Source organism: Micromonospora sp. URMC 103 (assembly GCF_051386435.1).
GTDB lineage: Bacteria > Actinomycetota > Actinomycetes > Mycobacteriales > Micromonosporaceae > Micromonospora.
In genome coordinates, this window is the sequence record NZ_JBPQTR010000005.1 from 260151 (window position 1) to 274474 (window position 14324).

Sequence of the window (14324 nt, forward strand, 5' to 3'; positions counted from 1 at the left end):
CGCGGCTGCCCCACTCGTCATCGACCCGCCCGTTTCTACCGGTTCCGACCACCTTTCCGCAGTCGTACCACACCGCACCGCTGTGACAGGACGGTGTAGGTTGCCCGCCCCGCGGGGTCGTTCAGCGGAGGCAGTCAGTACCCGGTCCGTAGCGGGGTCGCGCGCGCATCCATCGATGGTCGACACTGGAACGGTGACGAAAGCGCTCCGGGCGGCCACCGTCGCCGCACTCCTGCCGGTGTCGGCCGCCTGCGACGGCTCGGCGCGCGACGTTCCTCCCGCGGCCGCTCCGGGATCGCCGTCCGCGTTCGCCGCCCCGCCGCTACGGCTTCCCGACGCGGGCGCCGGCGGCGCCTGCCCGACCAGTGAGGCGCGTCCCTGGTCCCGGCCGGACCAGGCCGTCCGGGTGCTCGGCCCCGGGCCCGTGTACCCCGTGGCCGACTACTTCGGAGGTGGCGCGGTGCTGGGCCTGCGCGACGCCGACCGCCAGCGCGACGGCACGTACGAGAAGAAGGTGCGGTGGATCGCCGAGGGCTACCAGGGGCCGGTGCTCGTGCGTGCGGCGCGGATCGACGGGCCGGGGAGCGCGAGCGCCCGGTTCGCGTACACGGGCGAGCCGCGCGACGGCGGGCACTACGCGCTCCTGACCCACACCGACAGCGACCTGCCGGGCACCACGACGGTGGCGGGCCCGGGCTGCTACGCGTACCAGGTCGACGGCACCACGTTCAGCGTGACGATCGTGTTCCGCGCGGAGCCCGCGCCCGGCCCCGCCTGAGAGGGCGCGGCACGGACGCTCAGAACTCCTCGTACACCGCCGGGTCCTGATCCGCCAGGCGCCCGTCGGGGCGGCCGAGCGCCGTGATGGCATCGACCTCGGCGTCGGTGAGCGTGATGTCGAAGACGTCGAGGTTCTCCCGCTGCCGCTGCGGGGACGCGGCCTTCGGCAGCGGGATCACCTGGCGGGCCACGTGCCAGGCCAGGATCGCCTGCGCCGGGGTGACGCCGTGCGCGGCCGCGACCTCCGCGACGACCGGGTTCTCCTGGAGGTCGTTGCCCCGGCCGAGGGGACTCCAGCCCTGGACGAGGATGCCGTGCTCGCGGTGGTAGTCGATGGCCTCCTGCTGCGGGAAGTACGGGTGCACCTCGATCTGGTTGACCACCGGTGCGACACCGGTCTCGGACACCAGCCGGTCCACGTGCTCGGGCAGGAAGTTGGACAGGCCGATGTGCCGGACGAGGCCACGCTCCCGCGCCTCGATCAACGCCTTCCACGCCTCCACGTACAGGTCGACCCTCGGGTTCGGCCAGTGGATCAGGTACAGGTCGATCCGTTCGAGCCCGGTGCGGTAGACGCTCTCCTCGATCGTGGTGAGCGCCTCGGCGTACCGGTGGTGGCGTCCCGGGAGCTTGGAGGTGACCACCAGTTCGTCCCGCACGCCGCCCTCGGCGCGGGCGGCCCGACCCACCGCGCCCTCGTTCTCGTAGTTCACGGCGGAGTCGAGCAACCGGTAGCCGGCCCGGATCGCGTGGGTGACCGCGTCGACCCCGTCGGACCCCTTGAGCCGGTACGTGCCCAACCCGATCGCTGGCAGGACGGTGCCGTCGGCGGCCGTCAGGCTGGGAATCGCCATCGTCGGTCTGCCTCTCCTCGACCGGGGGCCCGGCCCCCGGGCCGCGTCGCCGGGTCGGCGCCCGGCCCGGCGGCGTCGGGTCGCCGCCGGCCCCGTGACCCTACCCGCAGGGCCGGCCCGGCCGGGCCGCATCGTGACGGTCCTCGCCACCGGACGCGGCGCCGCCGTGACGTCGACGACCGCCACCTGGGAGAACGCGTCCCGACAGGGCGTGCCACCGATACGATCGTGCGCGTCATGCTGCTGCGGGGCTCGGTCCCCTCGAGGTCGAGATCGACACGGGTGCCGCCGTCGACCTGGGCGGTCCCCGCCAACGTGCGGTGCTCGCGCTGCTGCTGTCGGCCCGCGGCGAGGTCGTGCCCGTCGACCGGATGATCCACGACGCGTGGCGCGGCGAGGCGCCGCCCCGGGCGATCGCCTCCCTCCAGGCGTACGTGTCCCACCTGCGCCGCCTGCTGGAGCCGGCCCGGGAGCGCCGTGCGCCGGCCCGCCGCTGACGGCCGCCCGGACCGGCCCGGGCGGCCGTCAGCTACGGGAGCGCGGCAGGCAGCACTTCTTGTACTTGAGGCCCGAGCCGCACCAGCACGCGTCGTTGCGCTCCGGAGGCCAGGCGACCCGCGCGTCGGGTCGGGCCTCCAACTCGCGTACGTACCCGGCCCGGACCTGCGGCTCGGCGGGGTCGCCGCCCTGGCGGCCGGCGTACCCGGTCAGCCCGTTCACCGACGCGCGGAGCACGTGCAGCCCGGCCGGGCCGGTTCCCGCGAGGCGCACCAGCTCCTTCTCCAGCCGGGCGCGGTGCGCGTCCCAGTCCGGCCCGTACGCCTCGGTGAGGCCCGCCTGGTCGGCGAGCAGCCGGTCGAACTCGGCCTGCGGGAAGAACAGCAGGTCGGGTTCGGCGGTCTGCTGCTGCTGGGCCCGGCGCAGCAGCTGACTCTCCACCCGGTCGGCGAGGTCGTCGGTGCGGTCGTGCGGCAGGTTCAGGTCGCGCCGGACCCGGTGCCGCTGCTGGAGCAGGAAGAACAGGACACCGGGGGCCTCGGGCGGGCCGACCTCCACCGCTTCGTGACCGGCGGTGGACACCGCCTCCGCCGGCTCCCCGGCGGCCGTTTCGCGCTGGCCGAGCAGCGTGTCGACGGCCTCGCTCAGCCATTCCTCGGCGGTCGCCGACCGGCCGCCGGCGTCCAGCGCCGCGCTCACGTACGCGGGCGCGTCGGGCTGTTCGACCAGCAGCGGCCGGAGCGCCGTGAGGTCCGCCATCGCCTCGTCGTCGCGGCCGCCCGTGCGGAACAGGATCCGGGCGCGCAGCGCGCGGGCGAAGCCGGCCCGGGGGTCGTCCCCGGACGGGTACGCGGCCACGGCGCGGTCGGCGTACCGCAGTGCGGCGTCGAGCCGCGTCCGGACCTCGGCGATCTCCGCGGCCAGGGTCAGCGCGTCCCCGGCGTCACCCGGCTCCGCGAGCCGGCCCTGCTCCACCGCGTCGGCCAGCTCGGCGGCCACGCCGAGCGGGTTGGCCGCCCCGAGCGCCGAGCGGCGGATTTCGGCGAGGTCGGCGCTGGTGATCACGTCTTTCGTCGGCACGATCTCACGGTACGTCGGGGCTCGCCCGGAACACCGGCTGATCACGTGTTACGCCCGTCTCACGCCGCCGACCCGGTCACGCGAGGGTGTGGTGCCCGGCCTTCACGACCTGGTCGTACTCGCTGCGCCGGGCGTCGTACGCGGGCTCGAGGAAGGCCTCCGAGTCGGGGCCCACGGGTAGGCGCAGCGGCGGGGACTCCATCCCGCCGAGCCGCCAGACCACGTCGGCGAAGAGCTCGGGAGGATTGACCTCCGCGTTGGCGTTCATACCTCGCAGCGCGCCGAGCATGCCCTCGCTGATCGGGGAGTAGTCCTCGATCCGGGTCTCCGGCATGGCCAGGTTGGCGCTGTAACCGGTCGCGAAGCCGCCCGGCTGGAGGATGGTCACCTTCACGCCGAGGTGCGCCGCCTCGGCGGCGAGCGACTCGGCCGCCCCCTCCACCGCGAACTTGCTCGCGGTGTACGCGGCGAGCCCCGGAAAGGGGACGACGCCGGCGACGGAGCTGACGAAGACCGCGTGCCCGTGGCGCTGGGCGCGCCACAGCGGGAGCACGGCGCGCGTGAGTCGCCACGGCCCGAAGACGTTGGTGTCGAACTGCGCGGCCAGGTCCGCGTCGGTGACCTCCTCGAAGGTGCCGAACTGGCCGTAGGCGGCGTTGTTGACGAGGACGTCGATGCCGCCGAAGGCGGCCACGGCCCGTTCGACGGCGGCCCGACACTGGGCCGGGTCCGTCACGTCCAGCGCCGCGGTCACCACCGTGCCGGGATAGCGGGCCGCCAGCTCGGTGAGGGCCTCCGGCCGTCGGGCCGTCGCCACCACCCGTTCTCCCTCGGCGGCGAGGCGGGCCGCGAGGGCCCGACCGAGTCCGCTCGAACAACCCGTGACCAACCAACGTCTGCTCATGCCCTCGACCGTCCCATCGCGACAGTGACACAACGGAAGCAGCGTGTCACCGCCGACGGTCCGGGTGAAGCGATACGGGCTGTCGCCAATCAGCTACGTCGGGTATCCGCCCCGACGTCACTCCTCGACGACAAGGCCGGACTGCGCGGCCAGCAGCGCCAGGCGGATGCGGTTTCCCGTGCCGGTCTTGGCGAGCAGGCTCGTGACGTGCGTCTTGACCGTGGTCACCCCCAGGTGCAGCCGCTCGGCGATCTCCCGGTTGGAGAACCCCGCGCCGACCAGCGCCAGCACGTCCCGCTCCCGGGCCGTCAGCGTCCGCGGCAGGGACGCGACGGGCGCCTCGCCGACCCGGGCCCGGACCGCCTGGTCGACGAGGCGGCGCAGCACCCCCGGGCTGTACGGGGTCTCACCGGCCGCCGCCGTGCGGATCGCCGCCAGCAGCTCGTCGGGGGAGGCGTCCTTGACCAGGAATCCGCAGGCCCCGGCGGCGAGCGCGGGGAAGAGATGGTCGTCGTCGTCGAAGGTGGTGAGCACCACGACCCGGACGGCGGGACGGTGAGCGTGTATCCGCGCGGTCGCGGCCGTCCCGTCCACGAGCGGCATCCGCAGGTCCATGAGCACCACGTCCGGCGCCGCCTGCTCAGCAAGCCGGATCGCCTGCTGTCCGTTCTCCGCCTCCCCGACCACCGTCATGTCGGGCGCGGAGTCGCAGAGCATGCGCAAACCGGCGCGGACGAGCCGCTGGTCGTCGACGAGCAGCACGCGGATCATCGGACCGCCGCCGGCAGGACGGTCCGCAACCGCCAGCCCGAGCCGTCCGGGCCGGCGACGAGCGTGCCGCCGAGCAGCTCGACGCGCTCCCGCATGCCGGTCAGTCCGTGCCCGTTCGCACCATCGACGCCCGCGTCGGCGGGCCGCGCCGCACGGCGGGAGGTGCCGCCGTCGTCGCTGACCTCCCAGTGCACCGCGCCGTCGCGCATCCGCACGCATACGCGGGCCCGTGCGGCCGGGCCCGCGTGCCGGGCCACATTGGCCAGCCCCTCCTGGGTGAGCCGCAGGACGGCCAGCCCGCGGACGGCATCCAGCGTCGCCACCTCCGGATCGATCGTGGCGTCCACCGTGAGGCCGGTCTTCTCGGCGCGGTCCACCGCCTCGGCGAGCGCCCCGGGAAGGGCACCCGGGTCGATCGGCACGTACCCCGTGCCGTCCCCCACGAGGGCGGGGTTGCGCAGCACGGCCACCAGCCGGCGTAGGTCGGCCAGCGCGGCGCTGCCGCTGGCGTGCAGGTCGTCGAAGACCTCGCGGACGCGGGGGTCGGTGTCGCCCAGGACGTGCCGGGCCACACCGACCCGCAGCACCATCGAGGCGACGTGGTGGGCCACCAGGTCGTGCAGTTCACGTGCGATGGCGGCGCGTTCGCTGCCGCGCGCCGCGCGCGCCTCGACGGCCACCCGCTGCTCGGCCTGCCGGGCGAGTTGGCGGCTCGCGCGGATGTTGAGCCCGAGCAGCAGCGGCACCCCCACCGTGACGGCGATGCCGTAGAGCCAGGTGGGCAGCCCGGCCGGCAGGTCGTCGTGCGCGTCGAGGAGGTACGCGGCCAGCAGCGCCGCCACGCCGGCGGCCACCTGGCGGCTGGGCACCCGGAGCGTCAGCTCGAGGACCGCCCAGATCGCGCCGACCTGGGGCACGACGGGTTCGGCCTCGCCCCACCACCCGGCGAGGCCGAACACCAGCGCCGACCCGAGCGCCGTGAGCAGCGGCCACCGGACGCCGAACGGGGTGAGCGCGAGGGCGAGACCGGCGAAGGCCCAGTCGACCGGGGCGTACGGGTCTGTGGGGTGCGGACGCAGCAGCAGGTAACCGATGCCGCTGAGGGCCAGCAGGGTGAGCCGCACCCACGCGTACCTGTCGTCGAAGAGCCGCGCCACCCACCGTGTGACCACCATGTCAGCGTAGGCCGGCCGGACGCGCTCCGGGAGCACGGGAAGGCCGCCCCGGCGGGCGGTTCACGCGTACACCTCGGGCCGACCGTCCTGCCGCGACGGTGCCGGCGCCGGTCGGCGCAGCGCCAGCACCGCGCCGGCGGCGGTGGCCGCGGCGAGCAGCCCGGCCGCCGCGAGCGTGGCGCCGTCCGGGTGGATCAGCGCCTGGCCGCGCAGCGCCTGCCACGTCACGAGCGCGACCAGACCGGCGTACGCGGCCGCGGCCACCACGACCAGCCGCAGCCGGACCCGGCCGTCGCGCAGGCGGCGGAGACGACCGGCCAGCGCGCCGAGCGCGATCGCGAACAGCGGCAGCACCTGCAGGGCGTGCATCCCCACGAAGTGCGGGATCCGCAGGTCGCCACCCGTCGTGCTCCATCCGGTCAACGGCAGTCCCGGACCGCCGTCGGGCACCCCCACGCTGTGTGCGCCCACCAGCGTGACCGGGTCGGCGGCCTCCTGCGCCGGCGTCGGCATCACCATGAGGTAGCCGAGTCCCATCCCGACCAGCGCGATGAGCAGACCCAGCCGCAGGGTCCAGGCGATCGCCCGGTCGGGTAGCCGCTGCATCATCACGACGACGGCGACGACCAGCGTGGCGGTGTAGAGGACGGCGACCAGCAGGGCCATCAGCAGGAAGATGGTGGTGTCCAGCGGGGTCGCCACGTTGAAGTGGCTCTGCCGCCCCCGGGCCGCCTGTGCCACGATCAGGCCCACCTCCGGGAGCCCGGCCGCGGCGACGACCGTGCCGGCCCACCAGCCGACCCGCCGGCCGCGCCGCAGCAGCGAGACCAGCCAGGCCAGGGTCACGACGTAGACGAAGAACGAGACGGCGAACTTGAACGGCTTGAGCCAGATCGGGGCGCCGACGAGGGTCCGGTCGTCCACGACCAGTCCGACGAGCGCGACGACCGCGAGCGCCGCCATGGTGGCGGCGGTGAACATGAGCGGCCGATGCCAGCGGACGGCTTGGCGCAGTGATGTCGGTGCGTACGTCATGCCCCCACGCTCGTGCAGCGGCCGCGCTCCCGCGCCCACCCGAGGTCCCGGCCGGCGGCCCCCGGTACGAGCGGGCCTCCTCCCGAAGGAGGAGGAGTCGGGCGGCGGTGGGCACGTTTCGTCCCGCCGTGTCGGGGAATGCGTCCGCGCTCGTCACGCCTGTGGCGTGGCGCAGCGGATGACCGTGGAACGAAAGGGGCCCACCATGAGCGACGCCCGCCCGCCGTTTCCGCCGTTCGACCTCGACAGCGCGACGGCGAAGGTGCAGGCCGCCGAGGACGCCTGGAACAGCCGTGACCCGCAGCGGGTGAGCCTCGCCTACACGGAGGACTCCGCCTGGCGCGACCGCCACCGGTTCTTCACGGGCCGGCCGGCGATCGTCGAGTTCCTCACCGCGAAGTGGGAACGCGAACTCGACTACGTGCTGCGGAAGAGCCTGTGGGCCTTCCGGGAGAACCGTATCGCCGTGCGCTTCCAGTACGAGTGGCACGACGCCGGCGGCCGGTGGTACCGCAGCTACGGCAACGAGCTGTGGGAATTCGACGACCGTGGGCTCATGCGGCGTCGCGAGGCCAGCATCAACGACGTGGAGATCAGCGAGGGCGACCGCCGCTACTTCGGGCCCCGGCCGGAGGAGGAGCGGGGCGCGGGCCACGACATCAGCCTGCAATGATCAGCGTGCGGCGCTGTCGAGGATGTATGTCGGCAGGTTGAGCCACCATGAGGCCGCCGCACGACATTCGCCGGGACTGGCGATGTCGCGACGTACGAGTTGCAGCATGTGTTCGTTGCGGGCGATGCCCAGCGCGTAGACCAGCCCGACCAGCGCCGGGACAGGTGTCCCCGTGCGGGTCTGACGCCACCGCAGGACGTGGTGTGCGATCGCCGCGCGCCAGTAGCGGTTGTCGCTTTCGCCGCCGATATGCCCGATCGCCTGGATAGCGGACAGCGTGATGGCTGGCGGCAGTCCGGCCGCGATGGTCAGTCGTTCCATCATCGGCCGCTGCTGCGCTGTGCCGATGATCCGGAGCGCCTCGATGAGGGTGAGCGTCCAACGCACCGGGCCGCCCGGGGCGCTGGCCGACAATTCGGTTCCCAGTATCGCGGCGAGCGGCCGACGGTACGGCGTGCCCGCGAGCAGCATCGCGGCATACATCCGTACGTCGAAAACCGGGCTGAACAGCATCTCGTGCAGTACGACCGGTAACAGACGATCCCGGAAATTGAGCACGTCGAAGGGCATCCACGCCACCGTCGCGCGAGCGATTCTCCGCGCGACCGCGCGGGTCGCCTCGTCCCTCTCGGTGCGGCCGGCGTTGGCGCCCGCCGCCGAGGCGTGGCTCCCCGGCACTTGTCTGGCCTGCATCGTCGCGGCGCACTCGTCGGGCACCCGTCGTAGCAGTTCGGCCGCCAACGGCTGGGTACTCACGTTCGGAGTGCTGTCGATCAGCATCGCGTGAGCGATCGATACGAGTTGTGTGGTCTGTGGCTTGGTGAAGTGTCCGTACTGCAGCTTCCGGATGGCGCCGAGCAGTGCACCGTACTGCGCCCGGTCATTGGTGGGATTCACCAGTTGTGCGAGCAGGTGACGGCTGGCGTCCGGATGTGGGCTGCCGTCGAGGATGCTGACCGTCTCGACGAACACCTGCCCGGTCCCGTCAGCGGCCAGGTCGGCGCAGGCCGCGACGGCGGCCTGTTGCGCGATCGGGTGGGAGAGCAAGCGGTGCATCGCCTCGTGGCGCTGCATCCACGGAAGACCATCGGCGATGATCATCTCGGCAAGCAGGCGCTCGGCCATGATGCGCCACGCGTTTCGTGGGGCGATGACCTGACGAGGCGCGGCCGCGAGTGTGGCCGTCAGCTCGTCCCAGTCCGAACCGGTCACGGTGCTGCCCGAAAGCACGAGATCGAGCAACTCGTCCATTCGGCTCGGGCGGTCCGCCTCCGGCGACGTTGGCCGCCTGGCCAGTAGGGGCGATGAGGGGACGGCGGGGGCGAAGTACCGGTAGACGGTGTCGAGCAGCGCAACCAGCGACCCCGGTGGTAGGTCGAGCAGCTGCTCGTAGCGACGGACGGCCAGGTGCGGTATCCGCACCACGGCGGTCTCCCAGCGGGAGATGCGGTAGACGCTGGTACGTTCCGGCCAACAACCGCCCTGGAAGGCGTCGGCGAACGCGTTCGCCGACGCCCATCTGCTGTTTCTGCCGTACAGCCGATTCACCCGCAACAACCAGGCGATGCGATCGTGGTGTGGGGGCCAGCCCCGGCGGACGGCCGTCGGGCGGGGCGAACCGGGCGGGCGGCCACGCCGACCCGGGCGTCCATTTTCGGTCCCCATCGCGCATTTATTGCACGCCCCGCAGCGGAGTGCAACAAAGCGGCTACGAACCGACACTGAGCCTACGTTTGACTGACCACGCAGGCAGTTCGCCGATATCCGAGTTGATGCCCAGCGAACCGGGACCCGCTCGCCCAGCGAATTGACGTCGTTCCTCGACGTCGCACATCAACAGGGGGACGGATGGACATATTCCGACGAAAAAGCGGATTCAACCGGCCGGGATCCTCGGAGAGATCACTGCGAATTCCGCACCAGAGGGGCGATACGCCAACCATCGACACGCCCCAGCATGAGCCACGTGTGCCGGCGCTGGAGAGGGCCGTCCTGACGGTCCCCATCCCGGGGGCTCCGCCACCGTTGTCCCGGGAAGGCGGTGCCGTCGGTCTGGCCTTCCTCGACATGGCCCTGCGCCAGAATCACATCCGCCGGCTGACCGAACGTCTCAGCTTCGTCGAACACGGTGTGGCGAGCAGAACCACCGAGGTCGACGTCCGGCTGAGCCTCCTGGACCCGCGTCAACGCGAGGCAAGCTACCTCTTCCAACGGCTCACCAGTCGTAGCGGTCGCACCCAGAAGGAAGAGGAGGCAGCGACGCCGACCATCTGGGTGCCGGTCACGCGGATCTCCCGACTGAGTGTCTCGCCGATCGACGTCGTCGACGCGGCGGGAAGCAAGCTTCCCCGACTTACCCAGTATGAGACGTCGAGGCTGCTCGCGTCCGGCCTCTACCGGTTGCTGAAAGGGATTCTCTCCAGTCAGCCGGAGTCCCGGCGGGAGTCCGGGATCAACCGGTTTCTGCGGGAGGAGCGGGCCCGTTGGCTTATTCAGGCCGCGCTGATCGCCCTCCTCACCGAACGCAGCAGGCCGCTGAACGATGGGCCCGACGACCCCGTGCGAAGTTTTTCCCTCTCGTCGTTCGACAAGTCCGATGATCCGGACAGCCGCGAGCTCGTCCTCTCACTTCTGCGTGAATACGAATCCCAGCTGGAGCCCTACTTCAAGCTGCTCGACGTGGCGCTCAACGACTACCTGCTCGTCGCCGCACTCGACGTGACGAAGGACGACCACCTGTTGAGTTACGACGCGCCCGTGCACCTGCGGGAACGAGCGCCGGTCCAAAATTGGCTTCGGGCCTGGTCGCGTTCCACCTCCGGGCGGTACTGCGTCCAGTATCTGGCCCAGATACCAGCCGGGCTGCGGTCGTACCATGTCGTCGCCGAGACCGAAGCCGGCGTCCACATCGAGGCGATGTCGCTCGTCAGCGATGTGGACTCACCTCGGGCCAAGGACCTGGGCGCAGATCTGAAGTCCCTGGCCCAGCGGTTACGCAAGCACAAGTCGGAGAGGCCAAGCGATAGGCGGCTGCTGGAGCTTGAGCTGCAAGGTGCGCTCGGCCGGCTTTCCGAGCTGTTCCGCAGTCGGCAGTGGGATGCCAACGAGGCGGGCTTGGACATCGGGGACGACGCCTTCCCCGAAACCCGCCGGCTGGTCGACCGGTATCTTGCTGCCGAATCACTGATCAACGCGCAGGACCCGGGCTCGACACCGTTGCTGAACGACAGGTCCCTCAACCCGGTCATGCTCGAACGAGCCGCCGAAGCGCTCACGGAATACGACGTGGGCTCCGATTTCTCCGTCGAGAACGATCCGGCGAGCAGTCGGGCACATGCCTACTGGCGCCGTAGCCTGGCCCTCCCGTCCACCAACGGGAACACCTCCGTGAAATGCACGCTCGTCCTTCGGGACGCCACGGGGGCGCGCCCTGGCAGCGTCATCGCGTTCGCAGCAGCGGTGTCGGCCACCATCTATCTTGTCGCCGCCCTGTTGACCGGAAGCGTCTGGCCCTTTGGCGCCGCCGGCACGAGCGCGAGGGACGCGGACGCCGTCGTCGCCGTTCTGCTGCTCGTGCCCGGCTTTCTCTACACGAGACTGGATCTGCCGCTTCGACACACGATCCTCGGACACCTCCGCCGCCTGTCGCGGTGGCTCGCCCACCTGTCCATCGGCGCGGCGGTCGGCGCGTCCGCTGCCATCGCCGCTGGCGTCCATGCCGCCGCACTGAACTGGATGCTCGGCGTGGCAACCGCCGTCCCGCTGATAGCCGCGGCCTGGCTTCACCGGCAACTTGTCAAGCAGCACGAACTCGCACCAGTGCGGCTCTCCGCACCCGGCTGGCTCATGCCAGCGCACGGCATCGAAGTGTCCATGGACGCCGTCTTCCAATCGTCTGGATCGCGATATGACTGAGGAACACACGTCACCTGCCGCCCTCGCCGACCTCGCTCGGGCCGGATTCCTCATGGCCCGGCAGTCCCTGATGCAGGTCAACTTCGAGGTTCACCACGTCCGGGACGCGCCCGGCTACCTGCGGGACGTGTTCGACCGGAGGGTCGGCGCGGCGCGACCCGATGCCGGCCCGACAGCACCGGGGAACCGCGACGAGCTGCTGCTGTCGCCGGAAGAGGCGCCGCGCGAAACCCTGTCGTCAGCCGCCAACGGCGTAGGCCTCGTCATCGCGACGTACGCCGGAGCGCTTCCGCGGATCATGCAGCGTCGACACCAGGGCAGCGATCTGCCGGTGGCGTTGAGGGTGAACCACCTGGCTGCGGACCGTCAGGTGTTCCAAGGCACCGCCTGGCCGAACCCCACCTTCATCTACGAGTCGGCGCAGAGGTTCGAGGGTCTGATCCTGATCGAGGACGACATTGCCGATTGGTCGAGCTTCCACCCGCGGGCGATCGCCGAGCTGATCGCGGAGATCTCGCGAACGGCGACTGAGCACCAGGCGCCACTGCTGTCCCTGCAGAGCCCGGCTCAGATGCCGACGGAGGCCGGCACCCAGGACTGGCCGGTCCCATCCGCCGTCGCGTTGCGCTTCTCGATGGCACTTCGCGGTGCTGGCACCAAGCGCCGGCTCGGCCTCGCCCGGACGTTCGCCGACCTCGCCGACCAGCGCGGCTACGGGTTCTGGCTCGGCGACGCCCGCGTGGGCTATCGACAGGGCAACTGGTATCTGGTCAGCCCGTACCAACGCCGGAAGGTGGAAAAGCAGGCGATGCGACGACGATCCCCTGCTCCCAGACCTGCCTTCTGTCTCCCGGTAACGTTCGTCGGCCCCGCCCGCGTGGGCTCGACAAGCGCGATCATGTCCTATCTCCGGGAGTTCCCCGGACTGGGCGTCATGGCGTGCTCGATCATCTCCCTTGACGATCTCGCCTTCATCCATGTGCAGCTCGCGATCAACAAGATGCCGCCCGGCGGCGACGAGGACTTCGACGAGGAACTGCGGCAGCGGATCCGATCGGCTCACGGAGGCGACACCGAGGGCAGGACAAACGGTCCGCAGGAGATCCTCCCCAAGATCCTCCCTTTGGTGACCGGCAACGGCATCAGCAACTCGGACGGCAAGAAGCTCGCCAGCCTCGCTTCACGGGCAGGCGACTACCAGACACTTACCGGACCGGCCCTGCCGATACGGCTCGGTGAAGGCAGCGACCGGATCCCGCTCTGGTTCTCTTGGCGCGCGGTCGGTCCCGATGGTCTGGCCGTGCCGCTGACCGCCTTCATGAACGCGCTCGAGGCGGTCGGACTCGCCCCGTCCCGTGACGCCAACGACGGCGGCGAGCACCCGCCGAACCTCGACTACCTGGTGTGTCGTGACGTTGGCGAGTCGACCCTGCGTGGGAGAGGCAAGATAACGCTGTCCCGGGACGTCCTCGGCAAGCACTCGGACGTGAAGGCGGACGTCCTCGGTGCTCGCATCTCCACCAGTTTGGAGGACGCTTGGCGCGCCGAGTTGAGTCAACAGACACTGCCGGGTGGGGTGGAGGTCTCCGTGGCGTGGGTCGAGTATCGGTTGAACAACTCGAGCAGCCTGTGACGCGCCGACCGGGTCGACGCCGTGTTCGTCAGCCACCGGCACCTCGACCACCGCGGCCTCCCGTACGGCCGGGCGGGCCAGTCCACGACCACGGGTCAGGTGAAGCTGGCACCGCCGTCGACCAGCAGCGACTGGCCGTTGACGTAGGCGCCGTCGTCGGAGAAGAGGAAGGCCACCATCGCGGCGAGGTCGTCCGGCCTTCCCAGCCTCGGTGACCGTACGGTCGCGAGCATCTCGTCCCGCCACTGCGCGGTCGTGGTGCTGAGCGCCGCACCGGTGAGGATCACGCCGGGCGACACGAGGTTCGCACGCACGCCGTGCCGACCGCCGAGGCTGGCGGTGTGCCGGGTCAGCCCGATGAGGCCACTCTTCGCGGCCTGGTACGCGACCCGCTCGGTTTCGCCCAACCACACCGCGCTCGACATGGTGTTGACGATGGAGCCACCGCCCTGCCTGATCATGACCGGCAGGGTGTGCCGGATCCCGTACATGTAACCGGTGAGGGTCACGTCGATCGTGTGCTGCCAGACGTCCACCGGGACGGAGGTGACGTCGCTGTCGCGCCCGATGGTCGCCGCCGAGAGGTCGGCGGCCACGTTGAACAGGCCGTGTAGTCCACCGAACCGGTCGACGGTGAAGGTGACGAGGTCCCGGTAGGAATTCTCGTCGGTGATGTCGAGGCCGCGGGCCACGGATGTCCCGCCGGCGGCGTTGATCTCGTCGACCACCGCCTGGGCGGCGCCCTCGTTGAGGTCCGCCGCGACGACCCGCATGCCCTCCTCGGCGAGGCGCTTCGCCGACGCCCCACCGATGTTGCCCGGGGCGGCGCCGGCGATGACAGCGACCTTGTCCTGGAGTCCGCGCATTGTCCGACCCCTTCCCCTTCTTCGCGTTCGCTTTCCCGCAGGGCGGGTAGTCGGGGTAGCCGGTGTCAGCGCCCTGAAACGTGCGCGGACCGGGTGGCGGGCCGCCATGGGTCGGGATGGGAGATCGGGAGGGAGCAGCG

General features: G+C 71.3%; 13 protein-coding genes. 5 read left to right on the top strand and 8 right to left on the bottom strand.

Going from position 1 to position 14324, the window contains the following annotated elements:
• Positions 1–193: 193 nt before the first annotated feature.
• Positions 194–778, top strand: a complete 585-nt coding sequence (locus ACSNOA_RS14465; RefSeq protein ID WP_436658650.1) for a hypothetical protein — start codon at positions 194–196, stop codon at positions 776–778.
• A gap of 19 nt (positions 779–797) precedes the next feature.
• Here the strand turns inward: ACSNOA_RS14465 and ACSNOA_RS14470 are convergent, their stop codons facing one another.
• The gene (locus ACSNOA_RS14470) at positions 798–1634 is read right to left on the bottom strand and encodes an aldo/keto reductase (protein ID WP_436658652.1); all 837 of its coding nucleotides are present in this window, start codon (positions 1632–1634) and stop codon (positions 798–800) included.
• 296 nt (positions 1635–1930) lie between these two features.
• On the opposite strand from ACSNOA_RS14470, the gene ACSNOA_RS14475 reads away from it, so the two are divergent.
• Positions 1931–2131 (top strand): AfsR/SARP family transcriptional regulator, encoded by a 201-nt coding sequence (locus ACSNOA_RS14475; RefSeq protein WP_436662299.1) that lies wholly within the window; start codon positions 1931–1933, stop codon positions 2129–2131.
• Between the two features lie 28 nt (positions 2132–2159).
• Here the strand turns inward: ACSNOA_RS14475 and ACSNOA_RS14480 are convergent, their stop codons facing one another.
• From ACSNOA_RS14480 to ACSNOA_RS14500, 5 genes are all read right to left on the bottom strand, one after another.
• On the bottom strand, positions 2160–3212 hold the full coding sequence (locus ACSNOA_RS14480; protein ID WP_436658653.1) for an SEC-C metal-binding domain-containing protein: 1053 nt from the start codon (positions 3210–3212) through the stop codon (positions 2160–2162).
• Positions 3213–3288: 76 nt separating this feature from the next.
• On the bottom strand, positions 3289–4116 hold the full coding sequence (locus ACSNOA_RS14485) for an SDR family oxidoreductase (protein ID WP_436658655.1): 828 nt from the start codon (positions 4114–4116) through the stop codon (positions 3289–3291).
• A gap of 117 nt (positions 4117–4233) precedes the next feature.
• On the bottom strand, positions 4234–4887 hold the full coding sequence (locus ACSNOA_RS14490; protein ID WP_436658657.1) for a response regulator transcription factor: 654 nt from the start codon (positions 4885–4887) through the stop codon (positions 4234–4236).
• A complete protein-coding gene (locus tag ACSNOA_RS14495; RefSeq protein ID WP_436658659.1) occupies positions 4884–6059 on the bottom strand; it encodes a sensor histidine kinase in 1176 nt (391 codons plus the stop codon). Before ACSNOA_RS14495 ends, ACSNOA_RS14490 begins: the two co-directional genes overlap by 4 nt.
• A gap of 63 nt (positions 6060–6122) precedes the next feature.
• Entirely contained in the window at positions 6123–7097 is a 975-nt protein-coding gene (locus tag ACSNOA_RS14500; RefSeq protein ID WP_436658660.1) for a hypothetical protein, read from the bottom strand.
• A gap of 205 nt (positions 7098–7302) precedes the next feature.
• Between ACSNOA_RS14500 and ACSNOA_RS14505 the strand changes: the two genes are divergently transcribed.
• Positions 7303–7770: a DUF1348 family protein gene (locus ACSNOA_RS14505; RefSeq protein WP_436658661.1), complete on the top strand. Its 468-nt coding sequence runs from the start codon at positions 7303–7305 to the stop codon at positions 7768–7770.
• Here ACSNOA_RS14505 and ACSNOA_RS14510 read toward each other — a convergent pair whose 3' ends face one another.
• The gene (locus ACSNOA_RS14510; protein WP_436658663.1) at positions 7771–9318 is read right to left on the bottom strand and encodes a hypothetical protein; all 1548 of its coding nucleotides are present in this window, start codon (positions 9316–9318) and stop codon (positions 7771–7773) included. It lies immediately after the preceding gene.
• A 519-nt stretch (positions 9319–9837) separates the two neighbouring features.
• On the opposite strand from ACSNOA_RS14510, the gene ACSNOA_RS14515 reads away from it, so the two are divergent.
• Both ACSNOA_RS14515 and ACSNOA_RS14520 read left to right on the top strand, forming a co-directional pair.
• Positions 9838–11685: a hypothetical protein gene (locus tag ACSNOA_RS14515; RefSeq protein WP_436658665.1), complete on the top strand. Its 1848-nt coding sequence runs from the start codon at positions 9838–9840 to the stop codon at positions 11683–11685.
• Positions 11678–13318, top strand: coding sequence for a hypothetical protein (locus ACSNOA_RS14520; protein WP_436658667.1), 1641 nt, complete (start codon positions 11678–11680; stop codon positions 13316–13318). The genes ACSNOA_RS14515 and ACSNOA_RS14520 overlap by 8 nt, the downstream gene beginning before the upstream one ends.
• 95 nt (positions 13319–13413) lie before the next feature.
• Here the strand turns inward: ACSNOA_RS14520 and ACSNOA_RS14525 are convergent, their stop codons facing one another.
• Positions 13414–14184, bottom strand: coding sequence for an SDR family NAD(P)-dependent oxidoreductase (locus ACSNOA_RS14525; RefSeq protein WP_436658669.1), 771 nt, complete (start codon positions 14182–14184; stop codon positions 13414–13416).
• Positions 14185–14324: the final 140 nt, after the last annotated feature.